At 70.0% G+C, this 21946-nt stretch carries 21 protein-coding genes; 11 read left to right on the top strand and 10 right to left on the bottom strand.

Going from position 1 to position 21946, the window contains the following annotated elements:
* Positions 1-23 precede the first annotated feature (23 nt).
* Positions 24-311, bottom strand: coding sequence for a DUF4287 domain-containing protein (locus OWR29_RS40945; RefSeq protein WP_267568985.1), 288 nt, complete (start codon positions 309-311; stop codon positions 24-26).
* A gap of 633 nt (positions 312-944) precedes the next feature.
* On the opposite strand from OWR29_RS40945, the gene OWR29_RS48205 reads away from it, so the two are divergent.
* The 3 genes from OWR29_RS48205 to OWR29_RS40935 all read left to right on the top strand — a co-directional run bounded on the left by OWR29_RS48205 (position 945) and on the right by OWR29_RS40935 (position 4519).
* Entirely contained in the window at positions 945-1394 is a 450-nt protein-coding gene (locus tag OWR29_RS48205) for a TetR family transcriptional regulator (protein WP_369077363.1), read from the top strand.
* Positions 1395-1835: 441 nt separating this feature from the next.
* Positions 1836-3200 carry a glycoside hydrolase family 10 protein gene (locus OWR29_RS40940; RefSeq protein ID WP_267568984.1) on the top strand — a complete coding sequence of 455 codons (1365 nt, stop codon included), beginning with the start codon at positions 1836-1838 and terminating at the stop codon, positions 3198-3200.
* Complete coding sequence (locus OWR29_RS40935; RefSeq protein ID WP_267568983.1) at positions 3197-4519, top strand: extracellular catalytic domain type 1 short-chain-length polyhydroxyalkanoate depolymerase; 1323 nt, start codon at positions 3197-3199, stop codon at positions 4517-4519. The genes OWR29_RS40940 and OWR29_RS40935 overlap by 4 nt, the downstream gene beginning before the upstream one ends.
* Positions 4520-4627: 108 nt before the next feature.
* Here OWR29_RS40935 and OWR29_RS40930 read toward each other — a convergent pair whose 3' ends face one another.
* From OWR29_RS40930 to OWR29_RS40915, 4 genes are all read right to left on the bottom strand, one after another.
* Positions 4628-5326 (bottom strand): polysaccharide deacetylase family protein, encoded by a 699-nt coding sequence (locus tag OWR29_RS40930; RefSeq protein ID WP_267568982.1) that lies wholly within the window; start codon positions 5324-5326, stop codon positions 4628-4630.
* Between the two features lie 212 nt (positions 5327-5538).
* Positions 5539-6699, bottom strand: coding sequence for a hypothetical protein (locus OWR29_RS40925; protein ID WP_267568981.1), 1161 nt, complete (start codon positions 6697-6699; stop codon positions 5539-5541).
* Positions 6692-7408, bottom strand: a complete 717-nt coding sequence (locus tag OWR29_RS40920) for a TIGR03943 family putative permease subunit (protein ID WP_267568980.1) — start codon at positions 7406-7408, stop codon at positions 6692-6694. Before OWR29_RS40920 ends, OWR29_RS40925 begins: the two co-directional genes overlap by 8 nt.
* Complete coding sequence (locus OWR29_RS40915) at positions 7405-8400, bottom strand: permease (RefSeq protein ID WP_267568979.1); 996 nt, start codon at positions 8398-8400, stop codon at positions 7405-7407. The genes OWR29_RS40920 and OWR29_RS40915 overlap by 4 nt, the downstream gene beginning before the upstream one ends.
* A 148-nt stretch (positions 8401-8548) precedes the next feature.
* Between OWR29_RS40915 and OWR29_RS40910 the strand changes: the two genes are divergently transcribed.
* The gene (locus tag OWR29_RS40910) at positions 8549-9574 is read left to right on the top strand and encodes an Lrp/AsnC family transcriptional regulator (RefSeq protein ID WP_267568978.1); all 1026 of its coding nucleotides are present in this window, start codon (positions 8549-8551) and stop codon (positions 9572-9574) included.
* On the opposite strand, the gene OWR29_RS40905 is transcribed toward OWR29_RS40910, so the two are convergent.
* The 3 genes from OWR29_RS40905 to OWR29_RS40895 form a co-directional block, all read right to left on the bottom strand.
* A complete protein-coding gene (locus tag OWR29_RS40905) occupies positions 9533-11059 on the bottom strand; it encodes an MFS transporter (protein ID WP_267568977.1) in 1527 nt (508 codons plus the stop codon). The two genes, OWR29_RS40910 and OWR29_RS40905, sit on opposite strands and share 42 nt — an antisense overlap.
* Positions 11060-11178: 119 nt before the next feature.
* Entirely contained in the window at positions 11179-12336 is a 1158-nt protein-coding gene (locus tag OWR29_RS40900; RefSeq protein ID WP_267568976.1) for a 4-hydroxybenzoate 3-monooxygenase, read from the bottom strand.
* Positions 12337-12381: 45 nt separating this feature from the next.
* On the bottom strand, positions 12382-13113 hold the full coding sequence (locus tag OWR29_RS40895; RefSeq protein ID WP_267568975.1) for an IclR family transcriptional regulator: 732 nt from the start codon (positions 13111-13113) through the stop codon (positions 12382-12384).
* A gap of 68 nt (positions 13114-13181) precedes the next feature.
* Between OWR29_RS40895 and pcaH the strand changes: the two genes are divergently transcribed.
* The 7 genes from pcaH to OWR29_RS40860 all read left to right on the top strand — a co-directional run bounded on the left by pcaH (position 13182) and on the right by OWR29_RS40860 (position 19024).
* A complete protein-coding gene (gene pcaH, locus OWR29_RS40890) occupies positions 13182-13907 on the top strand; it encodes a protocatechuate 3,4-dioxygenase subunit beta (RefSeq protein ID WP_267568974.1) in 726 nt (241 codons plus the stop codon).
* Complete coding sequence (pcaG, locus tag OWR29_RS40885; RefSeq protein ID WP_267568973.1) at positions 13904-14446, top strand: protocatechuate 3,4-dioxygenase subunit alpha; 543 nt, start codon at positions 13904-13906, stop codon at positions 14444-14446. Before pcaH ends, pcaG begins: the two co-directional genes overlap by 4 nt.
* Before the next feature lie 10 nt (positions 14447-14456).
* Positions 14457-15728, top strand: coding sequence for a lyase family protein (locus tag OWR29_RS40880; RefSeq protein WP_267568972.1), 1272 nt, complete (start codon positions 14457-14459; stop codon positions 15726-15728).
* Positions 15728-16870, top strand: a complete 1143-nt coding sequence (pcaDC, locus tag OWR29_RS48365; protein WP_267568971.1) for a bifunctional 3-oxoadipate enol-lactonase/4-carboxymuconolactone decarboxylase PcaDC — start codon at positions 15728-15730, stop codon at positions 16868-16870. The genes OWR29_RS40880 and pcaDC overlap by 1 nt, the downstream gene beginning before the upstream one ends.
* On the top strand, positions 16867-17514 hold the full coding sequence (locus tag OWR29_RS40870; RefSeq protein ID WP_267568970.1) for a 3-oxoacid CoA-transferase subunit A: 648 nt from the start codon (positions 16867-16869) through the stop codon (positions 17512-17514). The genes pcaDC and OWR29_RS40870 overlap by 4 nt, the downstream gene beginning before the upstream one ends.
* Complete coding sequence (locus OWR29_RS40865) at positions 17511-18152, top strand: 3-oxoacid CoA-transferase subunit B (protein WP_267568969.1); 642 nt, start codon at positions 17511-17513, stop codon at positions 18150-18152. Before OWR29_RS40870 ends, OWR29_RS40865 begins: the two co-directional genes overlap by 4 nt.
* Before the next feature lie 113 nt (positions 18153-18265).
* The gene (locus OWR29_RS40860; RefSeq protein ID WP_267568968.1) at positions 18266-19024 is read left to right on the top strand and encodes a phosphatase PAP2 family protein; all 759 of its coding nucleotides are present in this window, start codon (positions 18266-18268) and stop codon (positions 19022-19024) included.
* Here OWR29_RS40860 and OWR29_RS40855 read toward each other — a convergent pair.
* Entirely contained in the window at positions 18990-20615 is a 1626-nt protein-coding gene (locus tag OWR29_RS40855) for an amidohydrolase (RefSeq protein WP_267568967.1), read from the bottom strand. The genes OWR29_RS40860 and OWR29_RS40855 overlap by 35 nt on opposite strands.
* 1040 nt (positions 20616-21655) lie before the next feature.
* A partial coding sequence (locus OWR29_RS40850) for a hypothetical protein (RefSeq protein ID WP_267568966.1) occupies positions 21656-21946 on the bottom strand: 291 nt, incomplete at its 5' end.

Raw genomic sequence — 21946 nt, 5'->3', positions numbered from 1 at the left:
GCCGGCACACTAGCCCGGCCCGGCTAAGGCCGATTCGCAACCCCGTCCAGCCACAGCGTGTCCGACTCGTCGCGGTGACTACCCGACGTCCCCACGTGCTTGTCGCTGATCTGAGCCCCGTTCTTGATCACGTGCACCAGCGCCATGGCATGCCCCCGCCCCAGCCCGTAGTCCTCCTTGAGCCATTCCACGATCTGCCCCGCCTTGACCGACGGCCCATCCAGCCCCCGCTCGTGAGCCAGCGCCATGAACTGCCGAGGCGTAAGCCCCGTCTTGCCTTCAACATTGTCGAGGTACGCCTGAAAGCTCATCGCCGCTGCCTTCCCCTGCTTCTTCGGTACGTGACACCCCCTCAGACCACCCCGGCGCCCGCATCTCATCGCCACCCGGATGTGACCTGGCTCTCACGCCGCGCACCAACTCCCTTCCGGCCAGATGTGGCCGCGCCTGGTCGAGGCAGGCGTCAAAGACTCGTCCGCCGACCAGCTCCGGTAGGCGCTGGTGACGGCCGCGCGAACCAGCTCGAGCTGAAGGGCACCACTCAGTCCGTCGCCCCCGCGCAACGCGACCCACTCACGCAGCTCGGTGCCGAACTGCTCCCCAAAGGCCAGAGTCGACCGGCCGAGCACTGGGGACTAAGCCTTGAGCCGGCGTTGTGGGCGCCTGCTGAGCGGAGCCGCCACGCTGGTACAAGGCAAACAGCGCTGGGCGCACAGGTGGGTGGGCGTCGCCACGAAGCGGATCAGCTTGAGCCTTGCGACGGTCGGGAGCCGACGGCGGCAGTGCATCGCCGTACTCGGCGGCCAGATCGTCGAGAGTGCTGAGGTCGCGGGGCGTGGGGGCGGCCTGGTCGCCGTGATCGAGCGCTGACTCGGCGAACTGGCGGCCGGAACCGTGGGACGTGCCGGTGAGGAACCAGACCTTGCTCGTGACGCCTTCGGACGTTGGACTGCCTGGCGGGCGATCCGCACCGCCGCCTTCGCCTGTTCGAGGAACAGGGCTACGAGGCCGCCATCATCGAGCGGATCGCGGCTGCGGCCGACATGTTGCGGGCCACCTTCTTCGGCTGCTTCGCCGGCAGAGGGGCTTCGCGGTCGAGGCCCACCCACCTTGCACCCAGCGCCGATTGCCTTGAACCAGCGCGGCCGCTCCGTTCAGCAGGCGCCCACCCCGCGAGGCTCAAGTTCATCTCCCCACGTGCCGCCGACCACCGTTTGCCCACAGATACCGTCGGACACCGCCGCGGCGGTGCCATTCAAGTGGCGCCCACCCCGCGAGGCTCAGCCTCTCTCTCCCGGACGACGCCCACCCCGGCCCCCCACGCCCTTCAACCACCCACAAGCGCAACCGGCACGGTGCGAACGCGAAACCACCACAAAGGCCCGCCCGAGTAAGAAGAAGTCCTGGTTCGTCCCCAGCGCGGCAGCCAGACCCCCAACCCGCACGGGTCTACCCCGCCCAACCATGCACCCAGAGAAGCACCAACCACAACGCAAGAGCGACGTAAATCTATGCAAGGCCGGGCCCGAGGGTGAGCACGCAAGGCATGGTGACGGTTGTAAGCCTGGCGTGCTCACCCTCGGGCCCGGCCGTCCCAGCGCAACAGAACAACGACGCCCCCCGCGCAGGGGAAAACCCGAAACTTCCGGCGCTTAGCAAAAGGCATAGACCCAGCCCAAACCCCCAACGGCTGAAGGTCAAGGGCTACTGGAAACAACATTGCCCGTTGCCGATACCGGAACCCGACGTTAAAGTTTCGATCGATCCGGGTCACTTTCTGTCGCATCCCCGGGAGCGCTCCCACCGATCGCTCCACAGCTCGGAAAGGCTCCACCATGGACCCCAAACGCCGCCGCGTCCTCCTGGCCACGGCCGCCCTCCTAGCCACCACGTCCGGTGCCATAGCCGTCGCTTCCACGGCCGAGGCCGCCACCACCCTCGGCGCCTCCGCCGCCGAAAAGGGCCGCTACTTCGGCACCGCCGTGGCCGCCTACAAGCTTTCCGACTCCACGTACTCCGGCATCCTCAACCGCGAGTTCAACTCGGTCACCCCCGAGAACGAGATGAAGTGGGACGCCACCGAGCCCACCCAGGGCTCTTTCTCGTACGGTTCCGCCGACCAGATCGTCGCCCGGGCCAAGTCGATCGGCGCCAAGGTCCGCGGCCACGCCCTGGCCTGGCATTCGCAGCAGCCCGGCTGGGCCCAGAACCTCAGCGGCACCGCGCTGCGCAACGCCATGCTCAACCACGTCACCCAGGTCGCCACCCACTACAAGGGCCAGATCGACTCGTGGGACGTCGTCAACGAGGCGTTCGCCGACGGCGGTTCCGGCGCCCGCCGCGATTCGAACCTGCAGCGCACCGGCAACGACTGGATCGAGGTCGCCTTCCGGGCCGCCCGCGCCGCCGACCCCGCCGCCAAGCTCTGTTACAACGACTACAACACCGACGGTCAGAACGCGAAGAGCAACGCCGTCTTCGCCATGGTGCAGGACTTCAAGGCCCGCGGCGTCCCGATCGACTGTGTCGGCTTCCAGTCGCACTTCAACTCGCAGTCCCCGCTGCCTTCGGACTACCAGGCCAACCTGCAGCGTTTCGCCAACCTGGGCGTCGACGTGCAGATCACCGAGCTGGACATCGAAGGTTCCGGCACGGCCCAGGCCAACTCGTACGCGTCGGCCGTCCGTGCTTGTCTGGCTGTCACCCGCTGCAACGGCATCACCGTCTGGGGCATCCGTGACTCCGACTCGTGGCGGGCCAGCGGCACCCCACTGCTGTTCGACGGCAGCGGCAACAAGAAGGCCGCGTACACAGCCGCTCTGGACGCTTTGAACGGCGGGACCACCACCCCACCGCCGACCACGACCTCGCCGCCCCCGCCGACCACGACCACCCCTCCGCCGCCCACCGGTGACGGGTGCACCGCGACGGTTTCGCTCAACCAGTGGACGGGCGGCTTCGTCGCCACCGTGAAGGTCACCGCGGGTTCGGCGCGCATCAACGGCTGGACCGCCGGCCTCACCCTGTCGTCCGGCTCGTCGGTCACGAACTCGTGGAACGCCACGGCCAGCGGCTCGAGCGGCGCGGTCAGCTTCTCGAACGTCGCCTACAACGGCGGCGTGAACGCGGGCGGCAGCACCGAGTTCGGCTTCCAGGGCACCGGCACCGGTCCCGCCACCGCGACCTGCACGTCGCGATGAGGAGGTTCCTGGCCGCGGTCGGGGCGGCGCTCGCCCTGGCCCTGGTCGCCCCGGCCGCGCCGGCGTCGGCCGCGAGCCTGCAAGAGGTCACCGGCTTCGGCGCCAATCCGACCAACCTGCGCATGCACCTCTACGTGCCGGATCGCGTGGCGGCCAACCCGGCGTTGCTGGTGGCCGTGCATTACTGCACCGGCACGGGTCCGGCCTTCTTTTCCGGTACGGAATTTGCTTCGCTGGCTGACCAATACGGCTTCATAGTCGTCTACCCGTCGGCTACCCGGTCGGGTCAGTGTTTCGACGTGTCCACGCCGGGCGCGTTGCGGCATGACAGCACCAGCGACCCGGCCGGCATCGTGTCGATGGTCCGGTACGTGCAGCAGCGCTACGGCACCGACCCGAACCGCACGTTCGTCACCGGCGCCTCCTCGGGCGCGATGATGACCAACGTCCTGCTCGGCGACTATCCGGACGTGTTCGCGGCCGGTTCCGCGTTCATGGGCGTGCCGTTCGGCTGTTTCGCCACCACCGACGGCTCGATGTGGAACAGCGCGTGCGCCAACGGCCAGGTCAGCAAGACCCCGCAGGCCTGGGGTGACCTGGTGCGCGCGGCCTATCCGGGTTACACCGGCCGTCGTCCGCGCATGCAGGTCGTCCACGGCACGACCGACACCACGCTGCAGTACCCGAACTTCGGCGAGTCGATCAAGCAGTGGACGAATGTGCTGGGCGTCAGCCAGACGCCGGTGCTCACCGATTCGCCACAGGCCAATTGGACCCGTACGCGTTATGGGTCCGCGGCCGTGACGGCCCCGGTCGAGGGCATCAGCGTCGCCGGGGTGGGTCACTCGCTGCCGTTGAGCGGCATGGCCCGGCTGGCGATCGCGTTCTTCGGCCTGGACTCGACGACGCCACCTCCGACAACGCCACCTCCGACGACACCGCCACCGACCACGCCTCCGCCGACCACGCCGCCTCCCACGACGCCGCCGCCCGGCAACCCGAGCGCCTGCCGGGCGACGACGACGGTCAACTCGTGGAACACCGGCCTGACGGCGCAGGTGACGATCGCCAACACCGGCAGCGCGGCGGTCAACGGCTGGAGCCTCGGCTTCACGCTGGCCGCCGGGCAGACGATCACCTCGGGCTGGAACGCCACCTACTCGCCCACCTCGGGGCAGGTGACCGCGCGCAACGCGAGCTACAACGGCACGATCGCCGCCGGTTCCAGCGTCTCGATCGGCTTCCAGGCCAACCACTCCGGGAACAGTTCGGCGCCGAGCGGCTTCACGCTCAACGGCGCGGCCTGTTCTCCGGCCTGAGCCGCGCGGCCGGCCATCGGGCTGGGCCGGCCGCGCTTCAGGCCCGGGCGCCGCGACAGGATCGTCCCCTGCCGCGGCGCCCGCCAAAAACCGGTGCCCGCCAGAGCTTTACGGGATGTAGTCCTCGAGCTTGGCCGGCGTGAGGCCGGCCTTGTGGATCGCCTGCAGGACGGCCAGGAAGTCGTCGGGGAAGCGGTCGCGGAAGTGCATCAGGATGATGTCGCCCGGCTTCACACCCGGCCCCTCCTGAAAGCGGACCTTGCCCTTGTTGGTGGTCTCTTTCCAGAAGAACGCGGCCTTCATGCCGCAGTCGTGCGACGCCCGCAACGTGTTGTGGTCGTGGTTGCCGAACGGCGGCCGGAACAGCACCGGCCGACGCCCGTACAGGGTGGCCAGCTGGTCGGCACCCCCGCAGATCTCCCGCTTCTGTGACTCGTACGAGCGGCCTTTGAGGTTCGGGTGGGTGATCGTGTGGTTCTCGATCGTGGCCCCGGCCGCCTGCATCTTCGCGAAGTACTGCGGGTCGGACTTGACGGCGTCCACCTCGAGGAACAATGTGACCGGCACGTCGGCCGCCTGCATGAGCTTGAGGGCCAGCGGGTGCTTGACCCATCCGTCGTCGATCGTGATGAAGGCGACCTTCTGATCGGTCGGGATGCGCGAGTACCAACCGGCGGTGCCGTCGGTGGGCAGCTTCACCTTGGTCGCGGCCGGGGGCGCCGGCGCGAACTGAGGCACCCGGCCGCGCAGGTTTGCCGGCAGGTGGGACAACGCGATCGTCCGGGCCTGCGGCTTCGCTTCGGTCACCGTCGGTGCACTGGGTGTGACCGGAGCCGACGCGCTCGGCGGCGGTTCGACCGGCTTGCTGCTGCCGCCGCAACCTGCGACAACTGCCATCAGGACGGCCGCCGTCAGAGCCCTTACCCGCATGCGTACTTCCTCACGGTAGGTGAGTGTCCTTCATGCAGACGTACGAGCGCGGGCGTTTGGTCGCTCAGTGTGGCACTTGTCATGATCGGTCAAGGCACTGCACGCAGGTCGAGGGTGTGCCACGTGATCTCTTCGTCCTGAGTGGCGGTCGACCACCAGAGCAGGCCGCCGCGCGAGAAGGCGCCGTCCGCGTCCGGGGCGACGTCGACCGTACGGCCGGTGCTGATGTCGTAGACGACCAGCGCCGCCGCCCCGGTGAGGTCGGTGTCGGGGCCGGGCTCACTCAGGATCTCGAAGCGGTCGAGCACGGCCACGTCGGTGATCGCCGACTGCGCCGCCCCTCCGGCGATCTTGCGGCGGTCGGAACCATTCGGGCGTACGAGGTCGATGCGCGTCAGCGTCTCCTCGCCCATCACCATGGCCCGGCACCACACCGGACCGCAGGTGAGCACGTCGAGGCCGCTGCTCACGATCGGCGTGTCCCGGGCCGTGGCCAGATTGCGCAGCCGCGGCTCGCCCGACGTGCTGCCGTCGTCGACCAGCCACGGCCACGCCGACAACGACCATTGACCGGGCTCGGTGCGTACGGCGACCGGTCCGCCGCCGACCGGCACCGACCGGATTTCGGTGGTCTTGGCGACGTCGCCCGGCGCGGCCGCCCAGTGCAGCTTGCCGTCGGCCACCACCAGGTCGTACTGGTTGCCGAAGAAGACCGCGTTCCCGGAGTCGGCGGTCAGCATCCGGGCCGCGCCGCCGCTGCGATTCGCGGTCCACAACCGTACGGCGGGTGTGTCGGCAGTCGACTCGGCCCAGAAGATCTGGTTGCCGGCGGCGGTGAAGGCCTCGAATTGCGGGTTGCGGTCCAGCGGTACGCGTCGCAGCTCCCGCACTTGGCGGCCGGTGCGCAGCAGCAGCCGCGACTCGTCGCCCTTGGGCGTGGGCGCCGTGCCGACGGCCGTCGTGGCGTCGAGGAAGATCGCCGGCGTGAACAGCGGCCCGTCCGGCAGGGTGGCCGCCAGATCGGCGCGCGGAACCCCGGGCCAGGCGCTCCTGGCGTCGGTGCGGGTCGGCGGTGCGGGCGCCGGATCGTCCTTCGCGCCGCCGAACAACAGCACGGAACCGGCCCCGAGAGCGACGACCAGGGCAGCGACCGTTGGCCAATGCCTTCGGCGGGCCAGGAGCCGGTCGGGAGAACTGGGCGGCGGCGTGGTCATCGGCGGTGACTCGGATGACGCGGCGAGGTCATGCATAGGGCTGCTTCGGCTCAGCGACTTCCTGCCACGTCCGGACGTCGAAGTAGGCGACATCGACGTTGTTGACCGGGTCCTTGCTCGTGCGGCCGGTGTGGACGCCGGTGACCCGGACCCAAGTGTCGGCGGGCACGTCGATCGGCGCCCGCCCGTCCAGCCCGATCTTGATGGGACGGCCGTCGGCGGCGCAGCACGAAAGCACCATCCGGGCCAGCATCGGCGACCCGTCCGGCGCGACGGTGATGAACCCGGTGAGGCTCAATTCGCGCCCCGCCAGGCTCTGGCCCGCGTCGAACAGCGACCGCGACGCGTAGTCGACCAGACCGAGCTCAACGGGATCCCCAGCGGGCAACGGCGGATAGTCCGACCCGCCGACCGGCTCCGCGACCACACTGCCCGCCTGGTTGGCCGCGTACGAACCCAGAGCCGGCGGCGCGACCAGCAGCAACCCCAGCACCGGCAGGATGAGCAGCCACCCCACGCCCGGCCCGTGATGCTCGTGTCCATGATCGTCGGGCGACGAGGAGGCCGACTCGCGGAACGAGTACCAGATGGTCATCACCGCGGCCGTCACCAGCAGCACGCCGGTGGCGATGAGGAACGGCCGCAGTCCCTCCTTGACGTAGCGCAGGTACAGGTCGGTGACCGACGCCCGCAGGATCGCCCCGCCGAACAGCAGCAGCACCACGCCCTGGGTCAGTTTGTTCACAGCAGGACCACTCCGAAGATCGTGCCGACCGCGACGGCCATGACGAACGTGGCCGGGGCGAAGCGGGAGGCGAACCGCGAACCGAACACGCCGGTCTGCATGCTGATCAGCTTGAGGTCGACCATCGGCCCGACGACCAGGAACACCAGGCGTGAGGTGAGCGAGAACTGGCTCAGCGAGGCGGCTACGAAAGCGTCGGCCTCGCTGCAGATGGACAGCAGGACGGCGAGGACGGCCAGCGCCAGCACCGACAGCACGGCGTTGGCGGCCAGGCTGGTCAGCCAGGCTTCGGGCACGACGACGTTGATCGTGGCCGCGGCGGCCGCGCCGATGACCAGGAAGCCGCCGGCGTGCAGGACGTCGTGGCGGCAGGCGGCCCAGAACGCCTGCCACTGGGGCAGGGTGTCGAGTTCGGGCCGGTGCGGCAGTTTGATCCATTCGGTCTTGCCCAGGCGCAGCCACAGCCAGCCGATCAGCACGGCCACGACCAGGCTGGCCAGGCCGCGCGCGACGGCCATCTCGGGGCGGCCGGGGAAGGCGACCACGGTGGCGGTGAGCACGATCGGGTTGATGGCCGGCGCGGCCAGCAGGAAGGCCAGCGCCGCGGCCGGGGTGACGCCGCGCCGGATCAGCGATCCGGCGATCGGCACGCTGCCGCACTCGCAGCCGGGCAGCACGACACCGGCCAGCCCGGCCGTCGGCACGGCCAGCGCCGGATGGCTGGGCAGAGCCCTGGCCCAGAACGAGCGCGGCACGAACACGGCGATCACCGCCGACAGCGCCACCCCGAAGGCCAGGAACGGCGCCGCCTGCACGAGCACCGACACGAACACCGTGGTCCACGTCGACAGGGCCGGCCCGGAGACCAGATCGGACAGCGGCCCGCGAAACACGACCAGCAACACGAGCAGCCCGGCGAGAATTTCCAGCGAGCCGACGCGGCGCTCCGTCCGCGTCGCCGGTGGTCTGGTGTCGAGCTGGGGCGGGGGCAAGGGTCACTCCAATGCGGTCGGCCGCGCCCCACCATAGCGGGCTCGGGCCGCCGTTCCAGTCCCCCTGAGGGCGTTTCCATTGAAGCTTTGACCTGCGAATATGTTCACTTGTGCATGCGTTGGAACCCCCTCGGGGTACGATCCGGCGGTGCCGGCGCTGACTCCGGCCGGGCCCGCCGGCATCGACCGCCTGGACCGGCAGATCATCCACGGGCTGCAGCTCTCACCGCGCGTCCCGTTCGCCCGCCTGGCCGCGGTGCTCGACGTGTCCGAGCAGACCGTCTCCCGTCGGTACCAGCGCATGCGGACGCACGGCCTGATCCGGGTGTTCGGCATCGCCAACCCCGTCTCGACGACGAGCTCGTGGCTTCTGCGGATCGTCTGCCGTCCCGGCACTGCTGCCGCCACGGCGGCCGCGCTGGCCCGGCGTACCGACACCAGCTGGGTCTCGATCGGGGCCGGCGGCGCCGAGCTGACCTGCCAGGTCACCGTGGACGAGGGCTCGCCCGAGAGCCGGGAAGGCCTGCTGCACCACCTGCCGCGCGCGTCCAACGTGCTCTCGCTGAGCTCGCATCAGGTGCTGCACCGGTTCATCGGGCGCGGCGAGGCGGACTGGATCACCGCCACCGACCAGCTCGGCAGCGACCAGCGGCGTGAGCTGCTGGCCGACGGGCCGGCCGTCGCCGAGCCCGCCGCCCCGGCCGAGCTGACCCCGGACGACCGGCCACTGCTGGTGGCGCTGGCCCACGACGGCCGGGCCAGCTATGCCGCGCTGGCCGAGGCGACGGGCTGGACGCAGCGCAAGGTCGGGCTGCGCCTGCAGACTCTCGCCTCGGCCGGGCTCGTCCGGTACGACCTGGACACGGCCAGCACCGCGCTGGGCTTCCGCGAGGTGGCGTACCTCTGGTTCACGGTCGCCCCGACCGACCTGGCCTCCGTGGGAGCGCGGCTGGCCGATCACCGCCAGCTGGCCTGGGCCTCGGCCGTGACGGGGGCCGCGTCACTGGTCGCCATCGCGCTGTGCCCGGACGCGGCCGCCCTCTACCGCTACCTGACCACCGACGTGGCGGCGATCCGCGAGGTGCGCACCTGCGAGACCGTGCCGCTGGTGACCCGGGTCAAGCTGGCCGTGTCACTGCTGGAGAACGGCGTCCTGCGCGGGCCGGTCGTCTGACGGCGCGGCCGGGCGGGCCGGGCGGACCAGCAGCAGGACGGCGATGCCCGCGACCACTCCGGCCGCGGCGGCGACGAGGAACGCCGCGTCGAGACCGGCGATGGCGGCGCCTCGCAGTGCTGCCTCCACTGTGGCCCGTACGGAATCGGGAACTGCCGCCAGAATGCGGCCGGCCTGTCCGGCGGCGAGCCCGTGCGCGGTGTCGGCGGCGTTCGGGGCGCCCGCGTCCGTCAGGTGCGCACGAGCCCGACCGGCGAAAGCGGTGCCCAGCAACGCGATGCCGATCGCGAAGCCCAGCTGCCGGGCCGTGTTGATCGCGCCGGCCGCCATGCCGCTGCGGTCCCGCGGAACCGCGGCCATGGCCGCCTCGGCCAGCGTGGGCATGACCAGGCCGACGCCGGCGCCGATGACCGCGTAGCCGGCGATCAGCGCGGGCCAGCTCGAACCCGGCTGGAGCAGCAGAACCGTGAGAGCCGAGCCGGCGCCGATCAGCAGCAGGCCGAGACCGATGATGAGCCGCGGCGAGCGGCCGTGGAGCCGGGCGCCCGCGATGCCGGAGACGATGACCGACACGATCGACATGGGCAGGCCGACCAGCCCGGCCTTCAGCGGCGACAACCCTTCCAGGCTCTGCAGCCAGATCGAGGTGTAGGTGAAGGCGGCGAACGCGGCCATGTTGACCAGCAGCGCGCCGATCAGGATGCCGCCGAACGAGCGGTTGCGCAGCAGCTTGAGGTCGAGCATGGGGTGGGCGCTGCGCCGCTCGACCAGCGCGAAGGCGATGAGGCCGACCACGCTGAGCAGCAGCAGGCCCCAGGTGGCGAACGCCGTCCAGCCCTCGGTGTTGGCCCGGATCACGGCCAGGGTCAGCGCGGTGGCGGCGACCGTGAAGGTGATCGTGCCGGGCAGGTCGAACTTGCCGCGACGGTGACCGGGGTCGGCCCGCAGCACGACGAAGGTGGCGACGACGGCGACCACACTGATCGGCAGGTTGACGAAGAAGATCCAGCGCCAGTCGATCCACTCGGTGAGCACGCCGCCCAGCACCGGCCCGACGGCGGCCGCGGCGCCCGAGACGCCACCCCACACGCCGTACGCGATGCCCCGCTCCCGCCCCTGGTACGAGCTGTTGAACAGCGCGAACGTAGTGGTGAACATGGCCGCGGCGCCGACGCCCTGCACGACGCGGGCCGCGATCAGGGTGCCGCCGTCGGTGGCCAGCCCGCAGGCCAGCGAGGCGAGCGCGAACACGATGAGCCCGCCCGCATAAAGGCGGCGATGCCCGTACAGGTCACCCAGCGCGCCCGCGCCGAGCAGCAGGACGGCCAGCGACAGCGCGTAACCGTCGACGACCCACTGCAGGGCCGTGAACGAGGTGTGCAAGTCCACCGCCATCGGCGGCAGAGCGACATTCACAATGGTGACGTCGATGAGCAGCATGAAAGTGCCCAGGCAGATCGTGACAAGTGGCCACCACTTGCGCATGGTTCTTCTCCTTGACTATCCGTGACCACTACACGATCGCCATTCGCGGTCCCGAGATCCAGCCAAGTGTTGTTCCGCGTCGAAATCCTCCCCGAAGGCGGAACCGCGCGTGGAAAAAGTCAGAACCCGATCGGCAAGCCGGCGTAATTCTCCGCCAGCCCGGTCGCTCCGGCGGTGCTGGTGGTCACCCACCTGAGCTGGCTGAGCTGGAGCTGTGCGTCGAACGGGTCGCCGCTGGCGTGCAGCATCGTCGTCATCCACCACGAGAAGTGGGTGCAGCGCCAGACCCGCCGCAAGGCGTCGTCGGAGTAGCTGTCGGCGAGGCGGGAATCGCCTTGGCGGAGGAGGGCGACCAGCGCCGCGCTCAGCAGGGCCACGTCGGCGATGGCCAGGTTGAGGCCCTTGGCGCCGGTGGGCGGCACGATGTGGGCGGCGTCGCCGGCCAGGAACAGGCGGCCGTGGCGCATCGGGGTCTGCACGTAGCTGCGCATCGGCAGCACGCTCTTCTCGGTGACCGGGCCGGGCGTCAGCTTCCAGCCGTTCTCGCCGTCGCCGAGCCGGGTCGCCAGCTCGGCCCACACGCGGTCGTCGGGCCAGTCGGCCGGGTCGGTGCCGTTCGGCACCTGCAGGTACAGCCGGCTGACGGTCTCGGAGCGCATCGAGTGCAGCGCGAACCCGTCCGGGTGCCAGGCGTAGATCAGCTCGTCCGTCGAGGGCGCGACGTCGGCCAGAATTCCCAGCCACGAGTACGGATACACGCGCTCGAAGGCCTGCCGGGGCTCAGCCGCCGCCCGGGACGGGCCGAACGACCCGTCACACCCGGCGATGACCTCCGCGTCCACGCGCTGCGCGGCGCCCGCAGCGTCGACGAATGTCACGTACGGGTCCGACTCGACGGAATGCAGCTGAACGTCCGTGACCTCGTAGTGCACCTCGGCCGTACCCGCCGCCACCAGGTCCTTCTGCACCTCGGTCTGGCCGTAGACCCAGACGCTGCGGCCGGCCAGATCGACGAAGTCCAGGTGGTGCCGCTCGCCCGGCATCTGCAGATAGATGCCGCGGTGCTCGTGGCCCTCGGACCGCAGCCGGTCGCCCAGCCCGACCGACTCCAGCAGCTCGACGCTGGAGCTCTCGAGGATGCCGGCCCGGATGCGCGCGGCCACGTACTCCTGCGAGCGGGTCTCGAGCACCACCGCGTCGACGCCGCCGCGGCGCAGCAGATGGGCGAGCAGAAGTCCGGCCGGGCCGGCGCCGATGATGGCGACCTGAGTGCGCATGGGCTCAGCCAACGGCAGCGCGGGCCCGGCGGCAAGGCCGGGTTTTCATTCAGCGGAAGCCAGCGTGCGACCGATGCCCCGCGCCGCCACCTGCAGAGCGGCCACCAGGCGGGCCTTGTCGCGGCGCAGATCCGGCACGACGATGCCCAGCGCGGCCACCACGCCGTCGGCCCCGACCGGCACGGCCACCGAGCATGCGCCCAGGCTCATCTCCTCGCCCGTGGTCGCGTACCCGTCGGTCCTGACCCGTCGAAGTTGCTCGGCCAGACGCGACGGCTGGGTGATGGTGTACGGGGTGATCCGGGTCAGGCGGGTGAACACCTCCGCACGGACGTCCTCCGGCGCGTACGCCAAAAGGACCTTGCCCACCCCGGTGGCGTGCAGCGGCAGGCGCGAGCCGATCTCGCTGACCACCGGCACCGAGACGTGCCCGGCCAGCCGGTCGACGTAAAGCACCTCGCACCCGTCCCGGACGGCCAGGTGCACCGTGGCCAGCGTGGCCCCGTACAGGTCGTGCAGGAAGGGCGAAGCGGCCTGGCGCAGCCCCGACTGCACCGGCGCGAGCAGCCCGAGGTCCCACAGCCGCCGCCCGATCACGTACTCGCCGGACTCGAGCCGGGCCAGCGCGCCCCACTCCCGCAGCTCGCCGATCAGCCGATGCGCGGTGGCCAGGGGCAGACCGGCCCGGCGGGCGAGCTCGCTCAACGTCAGGCTCCGATGCTCGGCGTCGAACGCGCCCAGGACGTCCAGCGCCCGCGACGTCACGCTGGCCGCCATCGCCACCCCTTCCACTGAACGGAAGCCAAGTATCGTCTCGCCTCCCGCGCTGCACTAGCGTCGCCAGCGTGGAGACCCAGGCCGACATGAGTCGCGAGATCGAGGCGTTGCGGGGGAGCGGCGGTCCGCAGCCACGCCGGGACTACCCGCCCTACCGCAGCAGCGTGCTCCGGCATCCGACGCGTGACCTGCACCAGGTCGATCCCGAGGGGGTCGAGTTGTGGGCGCCCTGCTTCGGCGCGGCCGACATCGACGACGCCGAGGCCGACCTGACGATCCAGCGCTCCGGGGAGCCGCTCGGGGAGCGGATCGTGGTGACCGGCCGGGTCATCGACGGCGACGGGAGACCCGTACGGAATCAGTTGGTCGAGATCTGGCAGGCCAACGCATCCGGCCGCTACTGGCATCAGCGCGACCAGCACCCGGCGCCGCTCGACCCGAACTTCATCGGGGCCGGGCGCTGCCTCACCGACGACGACGGCGGCTACACGTTCCAGACGATCAAGCCCGGCGCGTACCCCTGGCGCAACCACCTCAACGCCTGGCGGCCCGCGCACATCCACTTCTCGCTGTTCGGCACCGACTTCACGCAGCGCCTGGTCACGCAGATGTACTTCCCGGGCGACCCGCTGTTCGACCTCGACCCGATCTTCCAGTCGGTGACCGACCCGAAGGCCAGAGAACTACTAATTGCCGCGTACGACCATAGTGTGACCACGCCCGAGCGGGCCCTCGGCTATCGCTGGGACATCGTGCTCAGCGGCACCCACCGCACGCCCCTGGAGGAGTCGTGAGCTTCGCGCCGGGCCAGACCGTCGGGCCGTTCTTCCACCTGGGGCTGCCCTTCGAGGGCGGGAACCTGCTGGTGCCGGCGGGACACCCCGACGCCGTACGCCTGCACGGGCGCGTCCTGGACGGCCGGGGAGCAGCAGTGCCGGACGCCCTGATCGAGATCTGGCAGGCCGACCCGTCGGGCGCCGTGCCCCGCGCGACCGGCTCCATCCGCCGCGACGGCTTCACGTTCACCGGCTGGGGCCGCGCCCAGACCGACGGGGACGGGCACTACTGGTTCTCGACGCTCGTGCCGGGGGCGACCACGCCCGGGCGGCGGCCGTTCTTCGCGGTCACCGTGTTCGCGCGCGGGCTCACCGACCGGTTGTTCACCCGGGCCTACCTGCCCGGCGACGAACCGGATGCGCTTCTCGACGGGCTCTCCGGCGAGCGCCGCGCTACGCTGATCACCACTCGCGAGGAGCGCGGGCTGCTCTTCGACATCCACCTGCAGGGCGAGGGTGAGACGGTGTTCCTGAGCTATCCCCGGCAGGCCCGATGAGCCGGCGCCGATGAGCGACCTGCTCTGGCCCGGCGACGCCCGCAGCGGCGACCTCTGCACCGACGCCGCCGTCCTGACCGCCCTGCTGCGCGTCGAATCCGCCTGGCTCGGCGCCGACCTGTCCGGGCTGGCCGGCCCGGACGATCTGCCCGCCTTGGCCGTCCGGGCTGAGGAGGGCGGCAACCCGGTCATCCCGCTGCTCGCCCTGCTGCGCTCACGAAACGCTCCCGACGGACTGCATCGCGGCCTGACCAGCCAGGACGTGCTCGACACGGCCCTGGTGCTCTGCCTGCGCGAGGCCGCCAAACGGATCCGCGACGACCTGGCGGCGCAGATCGCCACGCTGGCCGAGCTGGCCGACCGGCACCGGCACACCGACATGGCCGGCCGCACGCTGACCCAGCACGCCATCCCGATCACGTTCGGGCTCAAGGTGGCCGGCTGGCTGCAAGGGGTGCTCGACGCCCGCGACCTGTTGGCCGCAGTTGACCTGCCCATCCAGATCGGGGGAGCGGCCGGGAGCCTGGCTGCTGTGGTCGCCATCGAGGGGTCGCCCGATCTCGCAGTCGCACGGGTCGCCTCCACGGCCGCGCGGCTCGGACTGCCGCTGCACCAGCCCTGGCACACCGGCCGCGCGCCTTTCACCCGCTTCGGCGACGCGCTTGTGACCTGTACCGACGCGTGGGGCCGAATAGCCAACGACGTGCTGACCTTGACCCGCCCCGAGATCGGTGAGCTCTCGCTCGCTGCCGTCGGTGGATCGTCGGCGATGCCCAACAAGCGCAATCCGACGCTGGCGGTTCTTGTTCGCCGTGCTGCTTTGGCCGGCCCGCCGCTGGCCGCAACCCTGCACACAGCGGCGGCTTCCATGGTGGACGAGCGGGCCGACGGCGCCTGGCACGTCGAGTGGGCGACGCTGCGCACGCTGGCCCGCCGCACGGTCGCCGCGGGCTCGCAGACGGCCGACATGCTCGCCGGCCTGCGCGTGGACGAGCAGCGGATGGCCGCCACGCTGGCCGCTGCACGCCCCGGAATCGACGCCGAGCAACGGAAGTACGCGGACGCGGCGGCCGCCCTGTGGACAACCGAGCCGTCCGAGCTTGACAGCAGCGTAAAGTCCCCTTCCTCTTCCCCAGGGAGGGTGGGGGCTCGGGATGGCAACCACCTCGCCGACCAAGATCATGACGAGCCGCCGACCGGCGGAAGCGCGCGACAAGAGCCGTACCGCGGGGCCACCGACGAGATCATCGACGCCGCCCTGGCCCGAGCAGGGGAGAAGTGATGCTGACCGCGACCACCATCGTCGACGCCCCCGGCCGTCCGCTGCTGCTGCTCGGCCCGTCGCTGGGCACGTCCGTCGACGCGTTGTGGCGGCGCACCGCCGAGAGGCTGCAGGGCCAGCACCACGTCGTCGGCTGGGATCTGCCCGGTCACGGCGGCAGCGCTCCCGCGCATGGCGGGTTCGGCGTCGCCGGGCTGGCCCGGGGCGTGCTGACGCTGGCCGATCAGGTGCGCCCGGGCGAGTCGTTCCGCTATGCGGGCGTGTCGGTGGGTGGGGCGGTCGGCCTGCAGCTGCTGCTGGACGCGCCCGAGCGGGTGGAGTCGGCCGCGCTGATCTGCACCGGGGCCAAGATAGGCGAGAGCACCGGCTGGCGGCAGCGGGCCGAGACCGTACGCGCGGACGGTGTGCACGCCGTGGTCGGGGCCTCGCAGCAGCGCTGGTTCGCGCCCGGGTTCGCCCAGCGTTCACCCGCGGTCGCGGCTGCATTGCTCGACGCGTTGCGGGCGGCCGACCCGGAAAGCTACGCGCTCGTGTGTGAGGCTCTCGCCGCTTTCGACGTACGGGATCGACTGGGTGAAATTGTTGCGCCGGTGCTCGCCGTGGCCGGCTCCGACGACCAGCCGACGCCGCCGGACGGGTTGGCCCGGATCGCGACCGGCGTACGGAACGGCCGTTTCGCCCTGCTCGAGAACACCGCCCACCTGGCTCCGGCCGAGAAACCGGACGAGGTGGCGGCCCTGCTCGACGAGCACTTCGGCGGCCCGGTCACGCTCGACCGGGTGCGCGAGGCCGGGATGGCCGTGCGGCGGCAGGTGCTGGGCGACGAGCACGTCGACCGGGCCGTGGCCGGTACGACCCCGTTCTCCCACGATTTCCAGGAGCTCATCACCGCGTACGCATGGGGTGAGATCTGGACCCGCCCGGGCCTGGACCGCCGCAGCCGCTCGATGATCACCCTGACCGCGCTCGTGGCTTTGGGCCACCAGGAGGAGCTGGCGATGCACCTGCGCGCCGCCCGCCGGAACGGGCTGACCGACGACGAGATCAAGGAAGTGCTGTTGCAGAGCGCCATCTATTGCGGCGTGCCGGCCGCGAACACCGCCTTCCGCATCGCCCAGCAGGTGCTGGCGGAGCCTTCATGATCGTCTCCGCTCCGGAAGCCGTCAGTGCGGTCGAGGACGGCCACACCGTGCTGGTCGGCGGGTTCGGCATGGCCGGGATGCCGGTCGAGCTGATCGACGCGCTGATCGAGCACGGCGCGGGCGATCTGACGATCGTCAGCAACAACGCGGGCAACGGCGACACCGGCTTGGCCGCATTGCTCGCGGCCGGTCGCGTACGCAAGGTCGTGTGCAGCTTTCCGCGGCAGTCCGACTCGTGGGTGTTCGACGGCCTCTACCGCGCCGGCCAGATCGAGCTGGAAGTCGTGCCGCAGGGCAACCTGGCCGAGCGCCTGCGCGCCGCCGGGGCCGGGATCGGCGCGTTCTTCAGCCCGACCGGGGTGGGCACGCCGCTGGCCGAGGGCAAGGAGTCCCGGGTCATCGACGGCCGCGAGTACCTGCTGGAGTACCCGATCCGCGGCGACGTCGCCCTGATCCGGGCCCACGTCGCCGACAAGATGGGCAACCTGGTCTACCGCAAGACGGCCCGCAACTTCGGCCCGGTGATGGCGACCGCCGCCGCCGTGACCATCGCCCAGGTGTCGCGGATCGTGGAGGTCGGCGAACTGGACCCTGAAGTGGTCGTGACTCCCGCCATCTATGTGAATCGGCTGGTGCAGGTATGAGCCTGTCGCGTGAGCAGATGGCCGAGATCGTCGCCCGGGACATCCCGGACGGCGCCTACGTCAATCTCGGCATCGGCCAGCCCACGATGGTCGCCGACTACCTGCGCCCGGACAGCGGCGTCGTCCTGCACACCGAGAACGGCATGCTCGGCATGGGTCGTCCGGCCATCGGCGACGAGATCGACCCCGACCTCACCAACGCGGGCAAGCAGCCGGTCACCGAGCTGCCCGGCGCCTCGTACTTCCACCACGCCGACTCGTTCGCGATGATGCGCGGCGGCCACCTCGACGTCTGCATCATGGGCGCGTTCCAGGTGTCGGCCCGCGGCGACCTGGCCAACTGGTCGACCGGCGCGCCCGACGCCATCCCGGCCGTCGGCGGAGCGATGGACCTGGCCATCGGGGCCAAGCAGGTCTTCGTGATGATGAGCCTGTTCGCCAAGGACGGCAAGCCGAAACTCGTGCCCGAGTGCACCTATCCGCTGACCGGAAGAGCCTGTGTGAGCAGGGTTTACACCGATGTGGCGACGTTCGCCGTCGAACCGGACGGGGTCCGGGTCGTCGAGACGTTCGGGATCACGGTCGACGAGCTGATCACCAGGGTTGGCATCCCCCTGGTACCTTCGCCGTTCGATTGATCTTCACGTACGCGTCGCCCGAACGTCATCGGCCGGCAGTGATCAGTTTCTCACTGTGAAAGATTGCCGGGACTGCAACTTCGGGACGATCCTTGGTCGTCTTGGGGGTGCAGATGAACGGCACAACGGTGCGTCGTGCGGTGCGGGAGTTCGCTCTGGTGGCCGTGCTGTTCCTCGCCTACAAGGCCGGGCGGCTGCTCGTCGACGGGCACGTCACCGAGGCGATGAACAACGCCGGCGCAATCTGGCACTTCGAGCGGTTGTTGCACCTGCCCAGCGAGGCCGGTCTGCAGACCAGCCTGCTCGGTCACGAGTGGTGGATGCGGGCGGCCAACTGCTTTTACGCGTACGTGCATTTCCCCGCGACCGCGCTGGCGCTCATCTGGATGTATGTGCGCAAGCCGGAGACGTACCTGTGGATGCGCCGCACCCTGGCCACGCTGACCGCGTTCGCCCTGGTCATCCACGCCGTCTTCCCGCTCGCCCCGCCGCGCATGCTGCCCTGGGCCGGGATCGTCGACTCGGGCCGGCTGCTCGGCCCCTCGGTCTACGGCTCGCCCGACACGGACACCCTGAGCAACCAGTACGCGGCCATGCCGTCCCTGCACGTCGGCTGGGCCGTGGTGGTGGCGCTCGCGCTGATGGCCACCACCGCCGGCTGGAAACGCTGGCTGTGGATCGCCCACCCCGTGCTCACGCTGCTCGTCGTGGTGGTGACCGGCAACCACTACTGGGTCGACGCCATCGCCGTGCTGGGCCTGATCGTCATCGTGGGCGCGCTGGTGCCCCGCCCGGGCGCCGTCCTCATCCCCGCCCAGCGCCTGGCGCCGGCCTCGGTCACCCGTACACCCGATCTCCACCGACGTAAGTGAGCGCCACCGACGCGTCCCCGATCTCCTCGACCGGCGCCGCGAACAGGTCCCGGTCGAGCACGACCAGGTCGGCCCGGAACCCCGGACGCAGCTGTCCTGTGTCGTCGAGCCGATTCACGTACGCCGACCCGGCCGTGTAGGCGGTCAACGCCGTACGCAGGTCGAGCGCCTGCTCGGGCAGGAACTGGTCACGTTGCTCGCCGTGCAGCACCCGGTTGACCGCCACGTGGATGCCCTGCAGTGGATCGGGCGAGCTGACCGGCCAGTCGCTGCCCCCGGCCAGCCACGCCCCGCTGCGGTACAGGTCACCGAACGGGTACTGCCGGGCTACCAGGCTCGGGTCGAGGAACGGAATGGTCAGCTCGTCCATCTGCGGCTCGTGCGCCGCCCAGAGTGGCTGCATGTTCGCGGTGGCCCCGAGCCGGGCGAACCTCGCCACGTCGTCGGCGTGCACCACCTGCAGGTGCGCCAAATGCGGCCGGGTGTCGCTCGGGCCGTTCTTGGCCCGCGCCGCCTCAATGGCATTCAAAGCATTGCGTACGGCTTGGTCGCCCAACGCGTGGAAATGCGTCTGCAAACCGAGCCGGTCGAGCTCGACGACGTACTCTTTCAACGCCTCAGGATCAATGAACGAAAGCCCCCGATTAGCCGTGGAACACCCACACGAATCGCGGTAGGGCTCGGTCATAGAGGCCGTGAAGTTCTCGGCGATCCCGTCCAGCATCAACTTGACGGAATCGGAGCGCAGCCGCCCCACAGTCAGCCGCTCCCGATTGGCCAGGATGTCAGGGATCTGCTCGAGCCCCCGATCCCGATCCCACCAGAGCGCCCCGACGACGGTCGCGGTGAGAGCTTCCGCTTGCGCCGCTTTCTCGTACGCATCAGAGACGTCCGCGTATCCGTTCGATGCGGCTAGCATGGCGTCCTGCCAGGCAGTGATGCCGAGACCATGCAGGAGCTTCTGCGCCCGCAGCAACCCCTCATACATGACTTCCTGAGTCATCTCCGGCACGGCGACCAGATCCATCGCCCCCTCCTGCAAGGCGCCCACCGGATTGCCGTCCGCATCCCGATCGATCCGCCCACTGGCCGGATCCGGGGTGGCGCTCGTAATGCCGGCAACCTCAAGGGCTTTCGTGTTGACCCAGGCCGCATGGTGATCCCGGTTGAGCAGATAAACCGGCCGATCCGGAACCACCCGATCCAGCAGATGCCGATCCGGCACCCCGTTCTCGAAGCTCTCCATGGACCACCCGCCCCCGACAATCCACTCGGCCTCCGGGTGCTGCTCGGCATAGACCTTGATCCGCCGCAGATATTCGTCCCGGTCCACGGTCCCGGTGAGGTCGCACTGCCCCATCTCCACCCCACCCATGACGGCGTGGATGTGCGCGTCCTGAAACCCGGGCAGCAAGAGCCGGCCGTTCAGCTCGACGGTTTCCGTGCGGGCGCCGATCAGTTCGCGCACCTCGTCGTCGGCTCCGACCGCGACGATCCGCCCGCCCGAGGCCGCCAGCGCCGAAGCCGGCCGGCCTCCTTCGTCAGACGAGAAGACATGCCCCCCGACGAACACCAGATCTGCGTCAGCCACAGCCTTCTCCGTTCCTCAGATCCTGCTCACCCACAGCCATCCCATCATCGAACCGCCCCGCCATGATCAGTTGGGCTTGCTTGCGGTGGACGGTCGGGGGCGAGGGTGAGCAAGCTCGTCCGAAAAGCGCATGTCCGTGCTTGCTCACCCTCGCCCCCGACCTCGGATGGTTTCAACTTCTGGCAGCGTCGTGGTCGGTGCTTCTCTGGTTGCATGGCTGAGCTGGGGAGACCCGTGCGGCTTCCGGGTCTGGCTTCCGCGCTGTGGTCGAGGGACTGAGGTCTTGTCACCCGGGCGGACCTGGGTGGTGGGGCGCGCGTTCGCACCGTGCCGCTTACGCGGCAGGCGGGAACGAACTAGACCGATCCATGAACGCTTGAGCTGGGCGGGCGGCGCAGTCCCGTTCCCCTCGGGCGTAGGCCCGGTGACGCAGCCTTAGGTTCGCCCTAACGACAGGCCTTAGCTAGGTAGCGGAGCTGTACCTCGCTCTCAGCCTTGGGCTTCAGCTCAATGGCGCAGCCCTACCTTCTCCTCAATGTGATGCCTTGGCTTGGCTGGTCTCCCCGGGGCGGCAGCCAAGTCCCATCGTGAGCTGCCGGGATCCGCAACCTGGGGTTTGGGTTGCGGATCCCGGCAGCTTGCGATTCGCTCAGGCCGCCGCCCCGGGGAGGCCAGCCAAGCCCGCAGTTGACCTTCAAATCTCCCCACGCGTCTCCCAACGGCGCCGGACTTAGTCCATGCGCTCCGCGCCGGCTCCATCACGGCGCCGGAGTTAGTTCACGCGCTCCGCACCAGCCCCATCACGGCGCCGGAGTTAGTTCATGCGCTCCGCGCCGACGTCAGCCGCGCTCACCCCCCACCCACCCCGCCACGGAAGGGTGAGCCACGCCATGGGGACCCGATTTGGCGGTCGCGCGAACAAGGGGTAATGTTTTCCGAGCCGCCAGGGAGACGGGCGAGCGAGCGGGACTCTTCGGAGGTCCGGGCGCGGCCGTCCTGACGGAACCCACGAAGATCCAACAGGGTGAAGCACTGCGCCGTCAGCGGCCAGCTATTCTTCCTGCGGAATTCGTGGTGCCCAAGCCTTTCGGTTTCGGCGAAATGCGGGTCGCAACCCGGATTTGGCGGAACGGAAAGCGCCGGGTAAAGTAGTTGAAGTGCCCCGGAGCGGTCAGCCGGGTGTGGTTGTTCTTTGAGAACTCAACAGGGTGCTTGATAAGCCAGTGCCAATTAAGTAATACCCCGGCCGGCTTGCTCGTTCTTCGGAACGAGTAGTTCGGTGGGAGATTCCTTTGGCAGTTGATTTGACTGCCGGGACGCTTTTCCAAAGT

The sequence above is a fragment of the Paractinoplanes pyxinae genome, from assembly GCF_026626335.1.
In the GTDB taxonomy this organism is placed as follows: Bacteria; Actinomycetota; Actinomycetes; order Mycobacteriales; family Micromonosporaceae; genus Actinoplanes; species Actinoplanes pyxinae.
Note: the sequence above shows the minus strand (reverse complement) of the source record. Positions and strands in the feature narration are given on the sequence as shown.

Excerpts from the sequence above, each read along its gene's own strand:
- OWR29_RS40945 (WP_267568985.1), bottom strand. The coding sequence starts at position 311 with ATGAGCTTTCAGGCGTACCTCGACAATGTTGAAGGCAAGACGGGGCTT.
- OWR29_RS40940 (WP_267568984.1), top strand. The coding sequence starts at position 1,836 with ATGGACCCCAAACGCCGCCGCGTCCTCCTGGCCACGGCCGCCCTCCTA.
- OWR29_RS40935 (WP_267568983.1), top strand. The coding sequence starts at position 3,197 with ATGAGGAGGTTCCTGGCCGCGGTCGGGGCGGCGCTCGCCCTGGCCCTG.
- OWR29_RS40925 (WP_267568981.1), bottom strand. The coding sequence starts at position 6,699 with ATGCATGACCTCGCCGCGTCATCCGAGTCACCGCCGATGACCACGCCG.
- OWR29_RS40905 (WP_267568977.1), bottom strand. The coding sequence starts at position 11,059 with ATGCGCAAGTGGTGGCCACTTGTCACGATCTGCCTGGGCACTTTCATG.
- OWR29_RS40900 (WP_267568976.1), bottom strand. The coding sequence starts at position 12,336 with ATGCGCACTCAGGTCGCCATCATCGGCGCCGGCCCGGCCGGACTTCTG.
- OWR29_RS40895 (WP_267568975.1), bottom strand. The coding sequence starts at position 13,113 with ATGGCGGCCAGCGTGACGTCGCGGGCGCTGGACGTCCTGGGCGCGTTC.
- OWR29_RS40880 (WP_267568972.1), top strand. The coding sequence starts at position 14,457 with ATGAGCGACCTGCTCTGGCCCGGCGACGCCCGCAGCGGCGACCTCTGC.
- pcaDC (WP_267568971.1), top strand. The coding sequence starts at position 15,728 with ATGCTGACCGCGACCACCATCGTCGACGCCCCCGGCCGTCCGCTGCTG.
- OWR29_RS40870 (WP_267568970.1), top strand. The coding sequence starts at position 16,867 with ATGATCGTCTCCGCTCCGGAAGCCGTCAGTGCGGTCGAGGACGGCCAC.
- OWR29_RS40865 (WP_267568969.1), top strand. The coding sequence starts at position 17,511 with ATGAGCCTGTCGCGTGAGCAGATGGCCGAGATCGTCGCCCGGGACATC.
- OWR29_RS40860 (WP_267568968.1), top strand. The coding sequence starts at position 18,266 with ATGAACGGCACAACGGTGCGTCGTGCGGTGCGGGAGTTCGCTCTGGTG.